The 20,310-nt window shown below is 47.3% G+C and carries 19 protein-coding genes; 1 reads left to right on the top strand and 18 read right to left on the bottom strand.

Annotation, left to right across the window (positions count from 1 at the left end; translation table 11 throughout):
- Positions 1-32: 32 nt before the first annotated feature.
- From bioC to liaF, 18 genes are all read right to left on the bottom strand, one after another.
- Positions 33-902, bottom strand: coding sequence for a malonyl-ACP O-methyltransferase BioC (bioC, locus tag GQF01_RS21965; protein ID WP_161408815.1), 870 nt, complete (start codon positions 900-902; stop codon positions 33-35).
- Positions 880-1,626: an alpha/beta hydrolase gene (locus GQF01_RS21960; protein WP_235960156.1), complete on the bottom strand. Its 747-nt coding sequence runs from the start codon at positions 1,624-1,626 to the stop codon at positions 880-882. Before GQF01_RS21960 ends, bioC begins: the two co-directional genes overlap by 23 nt.
- Entirely contained in the window at positions 1,623-2,840 is a 1,218-nt protein-coding gene (bioF, locus tag GQF01_RS21955; RefSeq protein WP_235960154.1) for an 8-amino-7-oxononanoate synthase, read from the bottom strand. The genes GQF01_RS21960 and bioF overlap by 4 nt, the downstream gene beginning before the upstream one ends.
- Positions 2,841-2,849: 9 nt before the next feature.
- The gene (gene bioB / locus GQF01_RS21950) at positions 2,850-3,848 is read right to left on the bottom strand and encodes a biotin synthase BioB (RefSeq protein ID WP_161408813.1); all 999 of its coding nucleotides are present in this window, start codon (positions 3,846-3,848) and stop codon (positions 2,850-2,852) included.
- Positions 3,841-4,605, bottom strand: coding sequence for a dethiobiotin synthase (gene bioD / locus GQF01_RS21945; RefSeq protein ID WP_202556592.1), 765 nt, complete (start codon positions 4,603-4,605; stop codon positions 3,841-3,843). Before bioD ends, bioB begins: the two co-directional genes overlap by 8 nt.
- 8 nt (positions 4,606-4,613) lie before the next feature.
- Positions 4,614-5,969 carry an adenosylmethionine--8-amino-7-oxononanoate transaminase gene (gene bioA, locus GQF01_RS21940; RefSeq protein ID WP_328803539.1) on the bottom strand — a complete coding sequence of 452 codons (1,356 nt, stop codon included), beginning with the start codon at positions 5,967-5,969 and terminating at the stop codon, positions 4,614-4,616.
- Positions 5,970-6,180: 211 nt separating this feature from the next.
- Positions 6,181-6,732 carry an NADPH-dependent FMN reductase gene (locus GQF01_RS21935; RefSeq protein WP_161408811.1) on the bottom strand — a complete coding sequence of 184 codons (552 nt, stop codon included), beginning with the start codon at positions 6,730-6,732 and terminating at the stop codon, positions 6,181-6,183.
- Between the two features lie 194 nt (positions 6,733-6,926).
- On the bottom strand, positions 6,927-8,351 hold the full coding sequence (gene glnA / locus GQF01_RS21930; RefSeq protein ID WP_161408810.1) for a type I glutamate--ammonia ligase: 1,425 nt from the start codon (positions 8,349-8,351) through the stop codon (positions 6,927-6,929).
- A 237-nt stretch (positions 8,352-8,588) separates the two neighbouring features.
- Entirely contained in the window at positions 8,589-9,632 is a 1,044-nt protein-coding gene (aroF, locus tag GQF01_RS21925) for a 3-deoxy-7-phosphoheptulonate synthase (protein ID WP_145659934.1), read from the bottom strand.
- 133 nt (positions 9,633-9,765) lie between these two features.
- Complete coding sequence (locus GQF01_RS21920) at positions 9,766-10,281, bottom strand: DUF2062 domain-containing protein (RefSeq protein WP_235960364.1); 516 nt, start codon at positions 10,279-10,281, stop codon at positions 9,766-9,768.
- 60 nt (positions 10,282-10,341) lie between these two features.
- Positions 10,342-11,298, bottom strand: a complete 957-nt coding sequence (locus tag GQF01_RS21915) for a 4-hydroxy-3-methylbut-2-enyl diphosphate reductase (RefSeq protein ID WP_161408808.1) — start codon at positions 11,296-11,298, stop codon at positions 10,342-10,344.
- A gap of 46 nt (positions 11,299-11,344) precedes the next feature.
- Positions 11,345-12,814, bottom strand: coding sequence for a sensor histidine kinase (locus tag GQF01_RS21910; RefSeq protein WP_161408807.1), 1,470 nt, complete (start codon positions 12,812-12,814; stop codon positions 11,345-11,347).
- A gap of 1 nt (position 12,815) precedes the next feature.
- A complete protein-coding gene (locus GQF01_RS21905) occupies positions 12,816-13,505 on the bottom strand; it encodes a response regulator transcription factor (RefSeq protein ID WP_161408806.1) in 690 nt (229 codons plus the stop codon).
- Positions 13,506-13,651: 146 nt separating this feature from the next.
- The gene (locus GQF01_RS21900) at positions 13,652-15,244 is read right to left on the bottom strand and encodes a S1C family serine protease (RefSeq protein ID WP_161408805.1); all 1,593 of its coding nucleotides are present in this window, start codon (positions 15,242-15,244) and stop codon (positions 13,652-13,654) included.
- Positions 15,245-15,389: 145 nt separating this feature from the next.
- Positions 15,390-15,803: a YugN family protein gene (locus GQF01_RS21895; RefSeq protein ID WP_161408804.1), complete on the bottom strand. Its 414-nt coding sequence runs from the start codon at positions 15,801-15,803 to the stop codon at positions 15,390-15,392.
- Between the two features lie 88 nt (positions 15,804-15,891).
- On the bottom strand, positions 15,892-16,539 hold the full coding sequence (locus GQF01_RS21890) for a response regulator (protein ID WP_161408803.1): 648 nt from the start codon (positions 16,537-16,539) through the stop codon (positions 15,892-15,894).
- Complete coding sequence (locus GQF01_RS21885) at positions 16,532-17,596, bottom strand: sensor histidine kinase (protein WP_161408802.1); 1,065 nt, start codon at positions 17,594-17,596, stop codon at positions 16,532-16,534. Before GQF01_RS21885 ends, GQF01_RS21890 begins: the two co-directional genes overlap by 8 nt.
- A 9-nt stretch (positions 17,597-17,605) precedes the next feature.
- Complete coding sequence (gene liaF / locus GQF01_RS21880) at positions 17,606-18,745, bottom strand: cell wall-active antibiotics response protein LiaF (RefSeq protein WP_235960151.1); 1,140 nt, start codon at positions 18,743-18,745, stop codon at positions 17,606-17,608.
- 271 nt (positions 18,746-19,016) lie between these two features.
- Between liaF and GQF01_RS21875 the strand changes: the two genes are divergently transcribed.
- Positions 19,017-20,303, top strand: coding sequence for an ammonium transporter (locus GQF01_RS21875; protein WP_161408801.1), 1,287 nt, complete (start codon positions 19,017-19,019; stop codon positions 20,301-20,303).
- Positions 20,304-20,310 lie beyond the last annotated feature (7 nt).

Below are 20,310 nucleotides of genomic sequence, written 5' to 3'. Positions count from 1 at the left end.
AAACGATGTATAAAACAAAAAAGATAGAGACTTCAGAACCTGTCTGAGTCTCTATCTTGATTAGGAACCATCGCTTGCATCATCAAAAGCTCATAGGTGGCTGTAACGCCTCCAGGTACGCTAAACTTCGACTCATACATTTTGTACATGCCTGCAAACAAACGACGCGTGCTGACGCCTGGCGTAACAGCTGCCTCTGACGTGCTAGCTCCCATTGCTTTAACTGTATGCAAAAAATCCCTTGGCGTCGGGTACGTTTCCACCTGGAGCAGGCCATGTTCTTGAATGTGCGAGAAGCCACTGTCCACAAGCATGTCTCTCCACCCAGCGCTGGACTTAAAAGTTAGCCCATGCCGCTGCGGCTTCAGCCCCTCCTCACGATACATGGCCATGAATGACTCATGCAGCTCATAGAAGGTTGCCGGCCCGAATGTCGTGAACACCAACTTGCCGCCTGGGCGAAGAAGACGCCGAAGATGCTTGAGTGTCTGCTTCGGTTCTTTCAACCACTGAAAGCAGGCGCCAGAGACGATTAAATCGAACGAAGCCGACAATGCAGCCAACGACCACTTTTCCACATCAGCGTGAATAAAGTGTAGGTCTCTGGCAGCTGGATGACTGCACCCTACACGCTGCTCAGCCGCCCGAAGCATGCCAGGTGCGATGTCCAATGCGGTAATCACGGCTGTTGGCCATGTATCAACTAGTCCACTCGTCACAACGCCTGTGCCGCAGCCAATCTCCAGAATGCTGCGTATTGGCGCATTCTCGCGCGCACCGTCCAACCCCTTAAGAGCTGCAGCAAGCTGCTCCGCCATCATCCTCTGCACATGGGCATGCTGATCATAGGAACCTGCTGAACTCCGATTGAATTGACGCTCAATTTCCGTGCTGTTGTTCAAGCCACCGCCTCATTTCCGCTGCAATTTCCTCTTCCCTTCCTACAAACGGTACATGACCGCAATCGGGTATGGCATGTAACTTTGCGTACGGCAGTCCAGCAGCAAGTTCTTCTGCCCCTTCATAAGGGCATATCCGGTCCTCCCTGCCATGAAACAGCAGCACTGGGCACATAATTTCTGAGCGTACAGCGCTAACTTCCACCTTCCTTAAAATCTGAAGGCCTGCCGTCAGAGCGGGAACTGTCCAGCTGCCTATTGGAGGCAGCCCTTCGGCTATTCCTGTCTCTCGCTCTGTTTCTGTCCACAGCATTTGACGAAATTTGGATTCTACCGCAAGCGCATCTTGCGCGGCACCCTTGATCATCTGCCTGACATAAGCATCCGGCTGGCCTAGATGGGCTTCGCTCTTCGAGCGAACGAATTGAGCCGTAGCCGCAAATAGAAGGAGGCCATTCGCCTTACCTTGAGCTGCTAATCTAAGCGCCAGCAATCCGCCAAGCGACCATCCGCCAATAAATAGAGGTTTATGGATTTCCGAAGCTTGCCATTTTGCTGCCGCATCTTCTGTGATCGAAAGCATCTCCTCAGGCGTTTCAGCCTCGCTAATATTGACATGCACGTGTTGATAGTCAGGCAGCGACTTACATAGCTGCTCAAAAACCTCGGACGGCATGCTCCATCCAGGCAACCAGACAATCGTCGCTTTCTTTCCTTGTGTCATCATCCCAAAACGCCAAGCTGCAATCCTACTTCGCGAATGCTTACTGCTGCATACCGCAGCTCTTTATCTGTATGTGCTGCAGATAAAGAGAAGCGGATGCGAGCTGTCCCCTCTGGAACCGTCGGCGGCCTAATCGCAACCGCTGCGATGCCTTTGTCTTCCAGCGCAGCGCTGAAGCGCAAGGCAGTCTCATTATCGCCGATGATGATTGGCACGATAGGAGAGTCGCCTATTCCGAGCAAGAAGCCTGACTTTTGAAGCGAGGATCGGAAGGCACGAATACCTGTGTGCAGCCGTTCACGCCGCCAGTGCTCTTGCTGCACCAGCACTAATGCTTGAGCAATACCTGCGAGCAGCGCAGGGGGCATTGCTGTGGAATAGATAAGCGTGCGCGCCTTATTCACGAGGTAATCGATGAGCGTGCGGCTGCCGCACACATAAGCTCCATAGGCGCCGAAGGCTTTGCTGAACGTTCCCATATGAATGTCCACCTCGTCTTTAACCCCGAGCGCATGGCATAATCCCTCGCCACACCTCCCATATACGCCGCCGCTGTGTGCTTCGTCCACCATCAGCATTGCTCCATACTCATGCTTGAGCAGGATGAGCTCTTTCAGGGGAGCCTGATCTCCATCCATGGAGAAGACAGCGTCGGTAACGATCAGCTTTCGTTTCCGATCGCGGTGCTTATGCAGCAGCGCTCCCAAATGCTCCATATCGTTATGCCGATAACGTGCCATCTCCGCTCGGCTCATCAAAATACCATCAACAATACTGGCATGATTCAGCTGATCGCTGAACACCACATCATCCCTGCCGACTACAGCACGGATAACTCCTGTATTCGCCATATAACCATTGGCAAATACAAGGGCGGCTTCACAGCTCTGCCATTCGGAGATTCCTTCTTCGAGTTCCGTATAAGCCAGCCGATTGCCGGTGACCAGCCTGGAAGCCCCCGCGCCAACACCTTCCTTGAGCAGCACCTCCCGCATCACTTCGATCATCGCAGGATGCTGGGCTAGTCCAAGATAGTCATTGCCTGACAGGTTGAGCAAATTGTGCCTGTTGTGCATGTTCTGCGGTCCTGTCCCCCGGAACAGCCGCCCTGGAGACGATGGAACTGCTGAACTTCCCCGTAAGGATCGTTTCAATGAGGCGTCATCCAGAGAAGCAAGCTCCTGTTCCATCCATTTCAAAGAGGATATCGGATTCATTGCGGCCCCCTACAAAGCATTGAGTTCAATCTCAAAGCCCAAATCCTCGATCATTTGGTGATCCACGCCAATCGATTGACCTGCTGTTGTTAAATAATCACCAACAAAAAGCGAATTCGCTGCGTACAGTGACATAGGCTGCAACGTACGCAGATTCACTTCACGGCCTCCCGCTACACGAATTTCTTTGGATGGGCAGATGAAACGGAATAAGGCCAGCACTTTCAAAGCTTTCATCGCCGGAGTACGGCCTGCATGCTCCAAAGGTGTTCCAGGAATGGCATTCAGGAAATTAATCGGAATCGAATCGCTATCCAGTTCACGCAGCGCATAGGCCATTTCCACAATTTCTTGATGAGTTTCACCCATTCCGATAATGACACCGGAGCATGGGGACATGCCGTATGTTTTTACTTTTTCCACCGTTTCAACACGCTGATCGTATGTATGGGTCGTTGTAATCGACGGGTAGTTCGCTTTGCTCGTATTGAGATTGTGGTTGTATCGATGTACACCTGCTTCAGCCAGTCGCTGTGCTTGCTCGTCCTTCAGAATGCCTAGGCAAGCGCAAATTTTGAGCGGCATCGTTTCACGGATTTCTTTGACAGCATCTACAACTTGCGCTAATTCCTTGTCTGTCGGACCTTTTCCTGCCGCTACGATGCAGTACGTGCCAGCTTTACGCGCCATAGCTTCACGAGCACCAGCAAGCAGCGTATCTTTATCCAGCAACGTATATTTACTTACTGGCGCCGTTGAAACAATCGATTGCGAGCAATAGCCGCAGTCCTCGGGGCAAAGTCCGCTTTTGGCATTAATAATCATGTTCAATTTAACTTTTTTACCGTAATAGTGCTTTCTTACTTGAAAAGCGGCTTGCAGCAGCGGCAGAACTTCATCATTGCCTGCCTCCAGCACCGCGAGCCCTTCCTCTTCCGTCAAACACTCGCCATTTAAAGCTTTTTGGGCGAGCAAAGACCAATCCTTACAAGTTGAAATGTTATTCATTGTCTCCTCCTTGGCGTTCATTATCGCAGAACTTTAACGCTTGTTTGATCGGTGCCAGTTGTATGGAATTCCTAGCCGTATGTATCAAAAGATCTGTATCAGCATCAGCGGGTAAAAAAGGAAAACGGCCGAGTACGGGAAGACCACTGTACTGTTCGATAAGCTCAGCGTTCGTAGCAACGCTCGGATCGTGTGCAATTCCTGTATCATCACCATCATTTAAAATGACACCTACGATAGGGATTCCGTAGTGGCATAGAAAAGCTGCCGTTAATAGCGTATGGTTGATCGTCCCCAAACCGGAACGGGCAACAATGAGTGCGGGAATTCGAAGCGCTGCGATCAGATCCGCCATCAAGGCATCATCGTTCAGCGGAACGGCCACGCCTCCCGCGCCTTCAATTAGCAAGGCGTCGTAACGCTCAATTAGCGGTGTGCCCGCGGCGATCAGCCCCTGCACCGTTAAGGTCACGCCAGCATATCTAGCAGCGAGCATAGGAGCCAGTGGCGCTTCAAAGGTGTATGGCGCTACTGCGTCTGGCCGCTCATTGATGCCTGTTAGCTGCAGCAATCGTTCCGCATCGGTTTCTCCACTGCCCAGGCGTGCGCCTGACTGTACGGGCTTCCATACGCCTGCCTGGCAACCATCCGCACGAAGCGCCGCCGCTATCGCTGCTGTTACCATCGTTTTGCCAACTCCAGTATCCGTACCTGTGATGAACAAACCCCGGATCGGCTCTTCACTGTCTTTGTTCATAACCCGCCTCATCCTTCTGTGACCTGAATAATGGATGCCGCCAAAATGTCCGTCATCTCGCCCAGTTCAGCCTCTGTGCTCGCTAATGGCGGGATGAAGACAATCACATTGCCAAGCGGCCGCGTCAGCATGCCAAGTTCTCTCGCTTTCTGACTCGTCCGTACGCCAATCCGCTCTTCCCATTCGTACGATTCTCGTGACCCTTTATCACGAACAAGCTCGATTCCGATCATCAGCCCTTTTTGCCGGATTTCACCGACGTGCGGTCTATCTTTAAGCGCAGCTAGCTTATTTGCCGTAAGTACGGCCTTAGAACGGACTCCCTCCAATAGGTTATTCTCCTTAAAAAGCTTTAGGCTGGCCAAAGCTACAGCACAACCAAGCGGATTCCCCGTGTAAGAGTGTCCATGGAAAAAGGTTTTCTGCTCGCGATAATCCGCATAAAAGGCACTATAGATCTCATCTGTCGCCAGCGTCGCTGCTACAGGCAAGTAGCCGCCTGTGAGTCCCTTTCCAACCACCATCAGATCCGGTGTTACGTTTTCCAGATCACAAGCGAACATCTCACCCGTCCGTCCGAAGCCAGTTGCTACCTCGTCTGCAATGAACAGTACGTCGTGCTTGCGGCAAAGGTCAGCCATCTCGCGCAGGCAGCCCTCCGGCATCACGACAATTCCGCTGGCGCCTTGGACAATAGGCTCCACAATAAGTGCCGCAATTTCATCTGCCTGCGCCTCTAGCAAGCTTCGCAAAGCAGTTATCGTCGCTTCTTTGGCTCCCTCTGCCCCTCCTTCATGCCGATAGGCATAGGGGTAAGGAATGACGTGCGATTGGAACAGCATGGGACGAAACACCTCATGATAAAGCGGAATCGCTCCAACACTTACAGCGCCAATTGTATCTCCGTGATAGGCCTGCCCCATTGTGATGAAAGACTTTTTATTGCGCCCTTCTTTGTTATGCCAGTACTGGAAAGCCATTTTAATCGCGATTTCCACGCCGGTTGCACCAGAATCTGAATAAAACACTTTGTTTAATCCATGTGGTGAGATGTTCACCAACTGCTCCGCCAACTCAATTGAAGGGATATTCGCCATGCCTAACAAAGTTGAATGAGCAACCAGCTCCAGTTGGTTCGAGATGGCTTGGTTAAGCTCCGGGACATGATGTCCATGAACATTAAGCCAAACGGACGAAAATCCATCATAATAGGCACGTCCTTGGACATCATAGAGCCTAACGCCTTCTCCACGCTCAATGATGAGAGGATCCTCGTTATTGTAGTCTTTCATTTGTGTAAAAGGATGCCACACGTGCGACTTGTTTAGAGCCGCGAGCCGTTCGTAGGACTTTGACACGACAATCCCTCCTAAACAGATTTAATTGTCAACTTATATCTATCGTTTTAGGTTAACAATAGATAGTGGTCAGTTTAGCAGATCAAAACAACCTTGTAAATACATTTTCATTTTTCCACCGGTTAACAATGAAAAAAGAGCAATACACAGCGTCGAGACGCCTTGTATTACTCTTAATAAATAAAATGCCGATAAGAATCATTTCTTGTCGAACAAACTATTGTCGAACATGCAATGCATTTGTCAACTCGAGGAAAGAATTTACGACACGCCGTACACGTTTATCGACATCCGGATGAATATCGGCGTAAGCTACTCCCGTTTGGAAACTTTTCCGCTGATCGCCGCCAATTGAAATCCACTCCGGGCAGTTAATACCGTGAAGATTGCGAACAATTGTTTGCAGCTGCGTTAGCGAGCTAACGGCTACGGCGCCGCCTGATGAACTAACAGAAAGAACAGCCTTATTATGGAAATGATCTTGTCCGAGATGATCCAGCGCATTTTTCAGAACACCAGAGATTCCGCTATGATATTCGGGCGTCGCGAGCACAATGCTATCCGCTTCATGCATGGCACGCTTCAGAAATTCAAGTGCTTCATGACCACCATGAGCATCATCCGGTGAGTAGAACGGTATCGGCGTTTTGTTCAGATCAATAAGTGTTGCTTGATGCCCATGTGATTGTACCAAGTGCTGAATGTACTCCGTGAGCCTTGTACTTGTAGCTGCCTGATGGTTGCTTCCTGCAATAAGGGTGATTCTCATGAAATATCTTCCTTCCCTGCGTTGGAATAAATGAATATGAAATGATGTTTTCATTATACCTTGTTTTCAATAAATTTCCATTAATTTAGAATTATTATTAAAAAGAAATTATTATCAATTAAAAAAGCTGCCTCCACCATGGAAAACCATGATAGAAGCAGCTCATATTAGTAACGTATATAAGGGCTAAGGAATTAGCAATCGAAGTACAGGTTGTACTCGTGCGGGTGAATACGGATTGCAACTTGTTTCGCTTCGCCACGTTTCAAATCGATGTAGTTATCGATGAAATCTTGTGTGAATACGCCGCCTTCAGTCAAGAATTCGGAGTCAGCTGCAAGAGCATCAAGAGCTTCGTCTAATGTACCAGGAACGCTGCGGATTTCAGCTTTCTCAGCATCGGACATTTCATAGATGTTCGTATCGAAAGGACCGTATCCAAGTGCACGTGGATCGATTTTCTTTTTGATACCGTCAAGTCCAGCCATCAACATTGCTGCGAAAGCAAGGTATGGGTTAGCTGTGCTGTCTGGTGTACGGAATTCGATACGACAGCCTTTAGGTGTCACAGCCGCGATTGGAATACGAACTGCAGCGGAACGGTTTCCTTTGGAGAATACAAGGTTAACCGGTGCTTCGTAACCAGGAACTAGACGTTTAAAGGAGTTTGTACTTGGGTTCGTCAAAGCAATCAAAGCTGGTGCGTGGTACAGGATACCACCGATGTAGTTGATTGCCATTTCGCTTAAGTTTGCATATGCTCCTTTTTCGTAGAACAAAGGCTCGGTTCCGTCGAAAATGGACATGTGAACGTGCATACCGCTACCATTGTCGCCAAACAGCGGCTTAGGCATGAATGTAGCAACTTTGCCATATTCTCTTGCAGTGTTAGCAACGATGTACTTGTATTTGAGCAGGTTATCTGCTGTTTTAGTCAAAGTGTCAAAACGGAAGTTGATTTCAGCTTGACCAGCTGTTGCCACTTCGTGATGGTGACGTTCGATGCGAAGACCTGCGTCAGCAAGCTTGTTACACATTTCGGAACGAATGTCTTGTTGGGAATCGATTGGAGCTACTGGAACGTAGCCGCCTTTAACTGGAACTTTATAACCAAGGTTGCCGCCTTCTTCTTTACGGCCAGTGTTCCAACCTGCTTCTTCGGAGTCAACTTCGAAGTAAGACTTGTTCATGCCATTTTCGAAACGAACATCATCAAAGATGAAGAATTCGGATTCTGGTGCGAAAAATGCTGTCGTACCAACACCTGTAGTTTGAAGATACTCTTCAGCTTTTTGTGCGATACTGCGCGGATCACGATCGTAACGCTCGCCTTCTGGCGTATGGATGTTGCTCATAATGATCAATGTTGGGTGAGCTGTGAAAGGATCTACATAAGCAGTTTCCGTATCTGGCATCATTACCATGTCGGATTGTTCAATACCACGGAATCCTGGGATGGACGAACCGTCAAAAGCTACGCCGTTTACAAATGTTTCTTCATCTACTTCCGTAGCTGGCAAAGAGATATGCTGTGCTTTACCGGAAAGACCTACGAAACGAAAATCTACCCACTCAATATTTTTTTCCTTGATAAGGTTCAACACGTTTTGAACTGACATTTAAAAAACCCTCCCATTTCCGTACATTCAACGTACTTTACATGATTAATGTTCAACTTTTTGTTGTTATCTTGCACATATTATATAGCGATTAAGCTTTCACAGTCAATACTTATGTCAGGTATTTTTTATTTATGTGTAAGCTATGCTCACACTCTTTCACAGACTTTTCTTATATACAAAAAAAGGAAACGAGTTTCTTCCTAATAGAAGAAACTCGTTTCCTTGAACATAATCTTATGCCAGAATAGCTTCTTTCTGCGTATCGAACTTTTTGCCAAGCAATGGAGCAAGCTTCTCTAAATCAACAAGCAAGTTTGCGAATTGGTCCGGGAACAGCGATTGTACGCCGTCACCAGTCATGGAGTTGTCCGGATCTGTATGCATTTCGATGATCAAACCGTCCGCGCCTGCAGCAACGGAAGCTTTCGTCATCGGAACGACAAGTTCTCTGCGACCCGTACCATGGCTTGGATCAGATATGACAGGAAGATGGCTAAGCTGTTTAAGTACTGGAATAGCAGATAAATCCAATGTATTACGTGTGTAAGTTTCGAATGTTCGGATTCCGCGCTCACAGAGCATCACGTTCGGGTTACCGCCGGCAAGAATGTATTCTGCAGCATTCAGGAATTCGTCATAGGTGGAGCTGAATCCGCGTTTCAGCAGGACTGGTGTTTGAATCGTGCCAAGCTTGCGAAGCAGATCAAAGTTTTGCATATTGCGCGTGCCAACTTGCAGGATATCTGCATACTGAGCGCACACATCTACGTACTCAGGAGTCATAACTTCTGTAATCGTTAGAAGTCCATGCTTCTTGCCCGCTTCAGCCATCATGATCAAACCTTCTACGCCAACGCCTTGGAAGCTGTAAGGTCCTGTTCTTGGCTTGAACGCGCCGCCGCGCAACACTTGCCCCCCTGCCGCTTTCACCAAACGGGCGATTTCATCGATTTGCTCCGGTGTTTCTACGGCGCAAGGTCCGCCCATAACGACTAACTGCTCGCCGCCAATTTCTACGCCTTTAATATTGATAACAGTATCTGCCGGATGGAAGTCACGGCTTGCTAGTTTGTATGATTTCGAAATTTTCACGACTTGTTCGACTCCTGACATTTGGCGCAGTTGTTCTGCTAATTTAGGATCTGCTTGACCGATAATCCCGATAACTGTGCGATCTTCGCCTTTGGAGACGTGAGCTTGCACACCTTGCTTCTCGATAAATTGGACGATTTCTTGAATACGCTCATCAGACGTTTTGTTGGAAGTAATGGCGATCATGATATACACGCTCCTCATTTATATGGGTTGTTCCACTTAATCACTTCAACGCTTGTTCGCTTCTACGCTTTTAATCACTAAAGTAAATATACAACGCTTGACGAAGATTCGTCAAGCGTTAATTTATTTGCTATTATTCTTCTTGCTTAGAAGGTGCGAGCTGATCCTTGCGGATTCTGCGTTTTTCCTTGCGACGATTAGTATGGTATTTGAGAAAGAGCACTACAGGGAAGTAAGCGATAAGACCGAGAATGGCTCCGACCACCATGCCACCTACAATCAAGTCCAAACCGCTTCTGATGATATTGGATAGGATATGCGGTAAATGATGAATCAGATAAACCTTAACATGCTTCGGTACCAACCAATCTCCAACCTGCTTATTGAGAATTGAGAACGGAATATAAATGATTTTACCGAATACAAACCCAATTAATGCCGCAGGCAGATTAGCTCTTAACAAATATACCAAAGGAAAAATAAGAACGAATGCAAATCCTGCTGTAGGCAGGGTGAACATTTCTATAGCCAGACCAATTGAAAAGCCGCGTGCAACCTTAGAAGGGCCGCCTTTGGCACGTAAGAGAAGTAAATATTTGTACCGAAACCAGCGTTTGCTGCTTTTCCAATCGTAGCGAGTTTTCATCATTTTCACCTTCTGAGTGCTCTGCATGCTGGTCACAATCCCGCCCTGTGGAATAAATACGAATTACTCACTGCTGGCTGCTTTGGACTTCATAGCCGGAATGAGCTTCTTCATATTAATAGTACGTGTAACTGCCCAAGTGGTTTCATCTTTCGGATCGTAGCTTTCTAGGTAAGATATGACTTCTTTGGTAATCGGTGTCGGTGTCGATGCCCCTGAAGTCACCCCAACTTTACGGACATGGGTTAACCATTCACGATTCAATTCTGTGATATCAGCTATTCTATACGCCCTGACGCCAGCAATTTCCTCTGAAACTTGCGCTAAGCGGTTAGAGTTATTGCTTTTGGGATCTCCCACAACGATAACAAGATCGGATTCTTTGGCTTGTTCTGCCACAGCTTCTTGCCTCACTTGTGTTGCAAGACAAATCTCATTATGAATTTCCGCTTTAGGGAACAGCTCCAGGAGGCGATTCATGATGTGCCTGATATCCCACTGGCTCATCGTTGTTTGATTCGTAATGATGATACGCTCTGACTTAATGTTCAGCTGGTCAGCCTCTTCCAGCTTCTCAATCAGGTGAACAAGGCCAGGAGCAACCCCTACAGCGCCTTCCGGCTCCGGATGCCCCTTTTTACCAATATAAATAACTTCGTAATTGTCTGCTACTTTTTCGCGAATCAAATCGTGTGTTTTTGTCACATCTGGGCAAGTTGCGTCGACAACCGTCAAACCTTTGTCTCTAGCCCGTCTTCTTACCTCCGGAGAAACGCCATGCGCCGTGAAAATGACAGTACCTTTTTCAATTTGCTCCAAAATTTCGAGACGATTCTCGCCATCCAGTGTGACGACACCTTCTTCTTTGAAGAAATCGGTGACGTGCGCATTATGCACAATCATGCCTAATATATAAATTGGTCTTGGAAGATTTAAATTTTTTGCTGTTTGCATAGCCAATGCCATCGCGTCTACGACACCATAACAATAGCCTCTTGGAGAAATTCGTACGACTTCCATGCCTTCCACCTACCCACATCATCTGTTTTCCTTTTATTATAACGGATTACACAGGTAGAGGAAAGTTAGCCGGCAACCATATCATAAATGTACTGCCCTCATCTTTGCGCGTCGTCACTTCAACGGATCCTCCATGCTCATCAATAATCCATTTGGCGATCGATAAACCTAGTCCTGTACCCGTAGTTAGCCCTCTAGATAAGTCAGCACGATAGAATCTGTCGAATATATGGGGAATATCTTCTTTATCCATCCCGATGCCCGTATCTATAATTTGAATACCGATAAAATTGTTCGTCCGCGAAGCATGAAACGACACGGTCCCAACTGGTGTATATTTGAACGCATTCTCAATGAAAATGAACAACAGCTGCTGCAAATAATCACGATTACCTTGCACGATAGCGTCCTCTAGAGCTTCCAGATCGCCTACCTGCCAATCCGCGGTATGCTCCAATAATTGAGCCCTTCTCACAACCTCCTGTACGAGAGGCAGCATTTCGACAGGATTCTTCTCCATGACAACCCCTGCATCTGCTCTAGCAAGCGCGAGAAGATCGTTCACGAGCCTGCTCATCCGCTGCGCTTCTCCAGCTATGTCGTGCATAGCTTCCAGCGACATCTGCATCTGCTCGGGTGTGGCGAGTTCCGTCCCAGACGTCTTCTTCCACATCTTCTCCAGAAGATCCACATTCCCACGAATCGTCGTCAGCGGCGTGCGCAGCTCATGTGAGGCATCCGAAACGAATCTCCGCTGCGCGCGGTAAGCTTCATCCAGTTCCAGATAAGTAATCTGGATCCGCGAGAGCATGCCGTTAATTGTTTGGGTGAGCCGACCGATTTCATCAAGTGGTCCCGAGTACTCAATTCGTTTCTCCAAATCATCTCCGCTGCCAATTTGATTGGCAGCGTCAATCACGCGTTCGATCGGCTGTAGCGCCTTACGCGACAAAAACCACCCCAGCGAAGCAGCAACGATGATCGTCAGCAATGCCCAGAACATCAGCGTATACTTAAGAGTCACAGCTGTTCTCTCGTAGCTGCCAATAGGGACAGCCGCTTGGAGAATTCCAATCAAATTGCTGGATTGATCATAGACACCTTGATAATAGATAAGGAAATCCTGTTCAAGAACTTTGGTTTTTTGAAAGAAACCATCGTCATCCCCTCTCAATTTATCGATACTAGAAGCATCTAGTGGTAGAGCTACATTATAATATTGCAGGTTAGCCGAGCGATTAAAGCTTTTGAGGTTCACATTATATAATTGCAAGAATGTATTCGTTGAATAAATATCTCTGTTCTCTAGCTCAAGTTCGACGACAAGCCCTTTTTGTGAAAGGGCAATGCTTTTCTGAATACGCAGGGAGGAATTTCCTGCTTCACGTTTCAAATCCTGACGAATCTGATCGTACAAAAAATAATTCAAGAAAACATACAGCACAATCCCGAAAAGCAGCATCGTCAATGCCAAAACACCTGAATACCAAAGCGTCAGCCGCAAACGAAGCGACATATCAGAATTCTCCTCTCAATACGTACCCCGCTCCCCGGACGGTTTGAATCAATCGTTTATGGCCGAACTCTTCTGTTTTTTGACGAAGCAGCGCTATGTAGACCTCGAGCACGTTGGACTCACCACTGTAATCGTAGCCCCAAATTTTTTCCATAATAATATCACGCGAAAGAACACGCTTCGGATTCTGCATGAACAAGTGCAGCAAATCAAATTCCTTGGTTGTAAGTTCAATCAATTTATCGCCACGAAAAACCTCACGTGTATCCAAATCAAGTATCGTATCCTCATAGTTCAAACGGTTCGTAGGCTGCTCAGCGCGCTCCGTTCTACGACGCAAAAGAACTCTCACCCTGGCGAGCAGTTCCTCCAGCGCAAAGGGCTTGACCAAATAATCATCAGCCCCAAGATCCAAGCCTTTCACACGATCGCTGATTTCATCTTTGGCTGTTAACATCAAGATTGGCACCTCGCTGCCGCTTTCGCGGATACGGCGCACGACCTCCCAACCGTCAATATGCGGCATCATCACGTCCAAGATCAGTAAATTCGGCTCCGCTCTCAGCATTTGCTTAAGTCCTTCAGCACCATTGCTTGCCGTTTCAACGGAATAGCCTTCAAATGCCAGGCCACGTCTTAACATAGACGTAATTTTCTCATCATCATCGATAACCATAATATTTTCTCTCATCGGTTGGCCCCCCTTCTTTCTTTTCATTGTATCAAAATCCGCTTGACAAGCAAAAAGAAGCAGAGCCTGCAAGCATCCGGCCCGCGGGTCTCCACTTCCTTTTTATCGTACGCACGAATCTCTTTTTGTAGATTGGATACTTTCTTTTATTCAGCAGGTGTTTCAGCCAATGTATTTTTGTCTCCGATTGTAAGCGGAACATCCATGCGTTTGCCGTCACGAATAACACCTAATGTTACTTTATCGCCGACTTTTGTTGCTTGAACTTTCGTAATCAGCTCCTGGGAGTTCTTAATCTTCGCGCCGTTAATATCAACAACTACATCGTATTGGCGAAGACCAGCTTGGAAAGCAGGACTTTTACGTTGAACGCTGCCTACCAATGCCCCATCCGTATTTGAAAGCTTCAATTCACTAACCCAATCTTTACCGATATCTTGCAAACCTACACCTAAGTAAGGAACTGGTTCTTTAGGAATTTGAACGTTGTTTTTCAAGTTCTCCAATACCGAAGAGATTGTGCTTGTCGGAATCGCGAATCCAATCCCTTGAGCTTGTGAGCTTACAGCCGTGTTAATCCCGATAACCTCACCATTCAAATTGAGCAAAGGTCCGCCGGAGTTACCAGGGTTAATGGAAGCGTCGGTTTGAAGCAAATGCTTATATTCGCGTGTTCCTTTGGTATCCGGAATGCTGATCGGACGTTCCTTCGCACTCAGCACACCAACGGTTACCGTATGATCGAAGCCGTAAGGGTTACCAATGGCAACAACCCAATCCCCAACATTCACATCTTCTGCTTTGCCAAGAGGGAGAATCGGGAAATCTTTGTCGCCTTCAATTTTGAGGACAGCCAAGTCTAGATCGTAGCTATTACCAAGCAATTTGGCTTTGAACGGCTTATCGTAACCCTCAACCGTAATTTGAACCTCATCAGCTCCGTCGACTACGTGCTCATTCGTTAGAATATAGCCCGTTTTCTCGAAAATAAATCCTGTTCCCATGCCTGCTGGCTGAAGCTCGCCGCTGGCTGATCCTTCCGTACCACTCTTCGGTGCAGTACCGCCGCCGTTATCTCCGAAGAATTGGCGGAAGAACGGATCATCGAAAAGTGAGTTACCACCGCCGCGCGTCGACTGCTTCGGTTTCACCAGAGATTCGACCTTCACGATAGCTGGCCCAGCATTCTGGGCAATTGCAGAAATATTGCCTGGGCGGACAACGTCAAGCCCTACATTCTTCACTTCACCGTTATCGCTGGAGCTCTTCGTCGTTGCTGTAGTCGTGCTGCCTGAAGCCAGCGGCTGGTTGCCTGTGAACAAGTTCAACTTATCAGCACTGAACATGAGTGCACCAACGACCAAGGCGCCTGCCATGAAAGCTGCGAAAACGCTTTTTACAGATGAACGTTTTCTAGCATGAGGATCCCAAGGACCAGGTCCTTGTGAAGAACTTACATCAGGGCCGAAACTGAATGGGCGCAAGTTCTTTGGTGGAGTAACCTCAACACTGGAAGTTCCCTCTGTACTTGACGCGGAAGTTGTAAGTGCTTCCTGTTCGTTATTCTCGTTAAAAGCTGACTTGTAAGGTCCATAAGAATAATAGTAAGAAGGTCTTTCTTTGTTCGGGTCATGCGGTTCCTCAGGGTTCGTTTCTTTACGGTTCATTGTGTCATTCGAATCGTTATTGTTATTCTGCGACTTGAAGAAATCGCTATAGTCTTTTTTGTTGTCTTCCATACTTCTTACCTCCATTTGTTTATATGAGTTATAAAGTGCATGTTTGTTAGTTGATTTATGTCTTGCTGTCTATGGTACTATCATGCACTCACAACCTTAAACGAATATTAAAAAACAATAAAATGGAGGTAAAAAAAGGACACTTCTATTGCAGCCAAGCTTGTTCAACCTTTTTGAGCAGTCCCGCAGCTTCTTTGACCCACTTGTCATCTACTTCAGCATCCGGATCTAGCGGCGCTTGAAACTGATCAATCATAGCTCCATAGGTTTCCGCTTCTGCCTCTTGATCTAGGCCTTCATTATAGACATGTTTCAGCACAAAGGGGGTTCCCATTTCTACGATGGCATCTGTCGCCTCCGTATCGCCATCGATTCTACCCGTCACCACTTGAAAAGGAATGCGCAACCACACTTTATGGGCTTCATCTAAAAACCGGTCAAAATAACCATGGTCATAATCCCAGTTGCCACCCAGCGCAAAGTCAAACTCATGCAGGTGGTCTCTCACACTGTCGAAAGACTCTTTGACCTGTTCTAATGATGATGATATTGTTTTCATTCCGACACTCCTTAAGCGTTCATATTAGTTTCCTTACGCATAGAGTGTTCCAAAATGTAGTTTTTATGTGTCAAAAATGCCTGCCTCATTAAACCCAGCCTTTACGGTGTGCAAAAATAGCCAACTGTGTACGATCATCTAATTCACACTTCATCAGCAGATTGCTGACATGCGTTTTGACTGTTTTTATACTAATAAAAAGCTCCTCAGAGATGTCTTTATTGCTTTTACCTTCTGCAATCAATAACAGCACTTCCTTCTCGCGTGAAGTCAGTCCTTCTTCCTCCGGCATGGCATTGCGCTGCCTGACACCTCTCGTAAGCGCCATCGAAACTTCCGAATTCATCACAGGCATGCCGCGGTATGCGCTCTGGATGGCATGAATCAATTGTTCGGATGAGATGGTTTTCAGCATATAGCTGATAGCTCCCGACTCCACTGCCTCAAGTACTTTGGCTTCCTCCAGAAAGCTGGTTAGCATGATGATTCTGATTTGCGGGTATTTGCCGTAAATTAATTTCGTTGCTCCAATCCCATCGAGCACGGGCATCGTGAGATCCATTAAGATAACATCTGGGAGCCCTTGGGACAGCTCGCCACTCAGCTTATCGAACGCCTCCTGGCCATTGCTCGCTTCCCCGACAACCTCCAGCCCCGGTTCCATTGAAATATAAGTCCTTAATCCTACGCGAACCATATCGTGATCATCAACAATCATGACTTTAATGTTACTCATGCCCTTCTCCCTCTCTTTCCTTTGTGACAATGCCAGTCTGTCCTGTAAAACGTGGAATGCGAACTCTAACACGAGTGCCTGAACCTAATTTACTGTCGATTTCCACATCTCCGCCCAGCTTCTGCGCTCGCTCCCTCATCGTGGATAAACCATGAGAAGCGGAAGAGATATCCTTCCGTTCGAACCCTTGGCCATCGTCTTGCAGCTGAAGCACATATTGATGCTCTCTTTCATAAATGGCCAGCCGAACGCCTTTGGCAGAAGCGTGCTTCACGACATTGGCAAGACCCTCTTGGATAATCAGGAAAAACTGATGCTCAATCGCTTCTGAAATCGGATCACGCAAAGAAACATCAAGCTGGCCCTGCAGCTCATGGTTCCGGCAATATTCCGGAAACCACTTCTCCAGGGCTTCTTGAAGGCTCCTATCATTTAATTCAATGGGTCTAAGCTGTGAAATCAAGCCTCGCATCTGCTTCTGGGCATGATGCGACATTTGAATAAGTTGATCCATTACCGTTCCCGCAGCATCCGGGTTTCTTTCCAATATTTTGGGCAAAGAGGAGGCCGACATATGAATCGCGAACAGCTCCTGGCTGACCGTGTCGTGCAAATCACGTGCAAGCCGGCGCCGTTCTTCCATTACGGCATTCTCTGTAAGTTCTTGATCACGAATCGCTTCGGCCTCGCCAAGTTTCTGCAGCAGCTGAACACGTTCTTCTACAGAAGCCGCCATTTTATTAAAAGCATCATATAAGTACATGAACGGTTCAACAGGCTCCAGCTCAACTCGGCTCGAGAAATTCCCTTTAGATAGTTCGAGCATAGCCACATGAAGTTCATCAACTTTACGCTGCCATCTCTTGGTTGCTATATAACCAACTGTTAAACAGACCGCCAAAATGGCAATGAGAAACCACATCCGGAACTCCCATGACGCAAGCTCCCGGCTGTAGTATTCCAGCACTATAAAAATACTTGAGACGGTGAGAAGACTCGAGATCAGAAAGTAATTCAGCAGCTGCCACTTCATATTGAACATTCGCAATTTGTACATGCTCCATCCTTAACCTATCTTTTTGATTGTGATATCACCAATAAACATGCTTGTCGTGACAATCAGCTTGCGCTCAGCTTCTTCATAGTGGGAGGTTTGTGTTCTCACGCTGCGCAAGAATCCACTCTCACGACGATCAAGAACCTTCATATCCCCTATAAAAGAACTTGCCATCACCCGAACTTCTACATCCAGATCGTTAGGAATAAATATTTTCACATCGCCGATAAAAGCCGTTACATGAATCGTTGTTTCTCCAAGTGGGATGGCGGCGCGAGTCAAATCAATAACAGAATCTCCAATGAAATGAGAGATTTGAATCGGCTTTAATTCCCAAGCCTCTTGCCCCAGATGCACATCCCCGATGAAACCATGACGATGAAGAACATCGCCAGAATCAAAGTTGCGTACGAAGTCATCGTAGCGGTGGTGGTGGTGGTTATGGCTGTGGCCATGAAGATTTTGTGTTTTCGGCTGAGCCTGCGATTCAGGTTGAATAGATGGCTTCTTCGCGGCTGGATCCCCAGAGCCAAGCCATTCTTCTGCATGCTTTTGATGAAATTCGCCATGAATATCCTTGAGAACTTCTTTCTCCTCATCGCTTAGTGTATGCTTCGTTTCATTTCCCAAGAAAGAGTCTTGCTCTGCTTTATCCTTATTAGACGCCTTCGCCGCAGGATGATTCCAACTGGAGGAATCCCACGGATTGCTATGCTTCGCGTGTTCCTTCCGCCTTGCCTCCCGTCTCTCTCTTCTTGCTTGCTCTTTCGCTTCTTTCATTGAAAGCCAGTCAGGTGATTCTCTGCGACCAGGGCGGAAGATGACATTCAGTCCGAATAAGATTAAAGCAACAGGAGCCAAAGTTTTGAACATGTCTCCAAGCGAGCGATCGGTGAGATTCAGATTCTTAAGAAGGAAAATCGTTCCTACGCCGCAAACGAGCAAGCTCCAAATTGAGCCACCCCAATGATACTTACGCTGCCATACGAATCCGACGAGGCCATACAAGATGAGAATGACAGGCCAATACGTGGAAATCATATAAGCAAGGTCAATATGAATGAACCCCAGTTGATTAAGTAAAAAAAGGATACCTGCCGTCACAAGGACAAGCCCCCAAATCATGCGTTGAAACATATGCGGATTCATACGTTCTTCCTCCATTTGTATACATCGTTGTTAAGATACTTCTAGTCTATAAGATACAAGCATGATTGAAAAGAGACGAGGGATTGAAGGCCGCCTCGGTCTAGAGACTGAGTTTTTCGAACACAACCAACAAATAACTGACATGAGTTTGGAAGATACGAACAATGCGCCACATATGTTATGTATTCTTACGTATTTCGTTGACATGCTTATCATGAGAACCGTATAATTGTTCCATTAGAACGCTTCGAATATAAGGGAGAGATTACAAATGGATCAAATCCAACAGCTTTCCAGCGGTCTAGATACCATATGGGTGGTACTAACTGCTGCCATGATTTTATTGATGGAAGGGGGCTTCGCGTTACTCGAAGCAGGCTTTGTCAGGCAGAAAAATGCCGTGAGCATCATTATGAAAGTATTTGTTGATATCGCTTTCGGAGCACTTGTTTTCTATTTCATCGGTTTTGCACTCATGTATGGCAAAGATGCAAGCGGAATCATTGGAACCAGCGGCTTCTTCATGGGAGGAGATTTAACACACATCGTGCTTAACATCTCACATGAGACCTACTGGCTATTCCAATGTGCTTTCGTAATTGCTGTTATCTCCATCGTGTCGGGCGCTGTCGCAGAACGCATCAACTTCCGAGCTTACATCCTTTACACCATTGCCATGACAGGTTTAATTTATCCCATTGCCGGTCACTGGGTATGGGCCGTGGGCGGCTGGCTTGGTAAGCTAGGGATGGTTGATTTCGCTGGATCGGCTGTTATCCACGCGCTTGGCGGCTTCTCAGCACTCGCAGCTGCTATGATTATCGGCCCCCGAATCGGCAAATTTTCTGCGGATGGCTCAGCCAACATCGTCCCGCCTTCCAATTTACCTCTAGCTTCCGTAGGTGCCTTCATCCTATGGTTCGGCTGGTTCGGCTTCAACTCCGGCAGTACTCTAAGCGCTACCAATACATCGATCGGCCATATCGCTGTAACAACCATGTTGGCTGCAGCAGCAGGCAGTGCAACCTGCATCCTGTTCACAATGATGCGCTATCGCAAGGCTGACCCGCCAATGGTCATCAACGGCGCACTCGCAGGACTCGTCGGCATCACTGCTGGCTGTGCTTTCGTTAGTGATGCGGCCGCCATCTTCATTGGAGCCATTTGCGGAATCGCAATGGTCTACGCAACGGAAATGCTGGAAGCTAGACAAATCGATGACCCTGTCGGAGCATTTCCTGTGCATGGGATCAGTGGCAGCATCGGAACATTGGCTGTAGGCTTATTCGCTCAGCCTGATACGATCCGCGAAGGAACAGCCGGTTTATTTTATGGCGGCGGATTCGGCCTGCTAGGCGTTCAAGCACTAGGTCTCGTTACGATTTGCATTTGGGGCTTCGCCATCACCTGGGGCGTCATGAAGCTCATTAACCTTATCGTACCCATACGTGTCAGCAGTGATGAAGAACTCGTAGGCTTGGATGTAGGGATTCACGGGGTTCCCGCTTATAGCCAAGAAGACGGTTTTCTGGATTTGGAACAGTTGAAAAAAGGATAAAACGACA

Origin of the sequence: Paenibacillus silvestris (assembly GCF_009882985.1) — a bacterium.
In the GTDB taxonomy this organism is placed as follows: Bacteria; Bacillota; Bacilli; order Paenibacillales; family NBRC-103111; genus Paenibacillus_E; species Paenibacillus_E silvestris.
The sequence above is the reverse complement of the archived record's forward strand: the minus strand, read 5'-3'. Positions and strand labels throughout refer to the sequence as shown.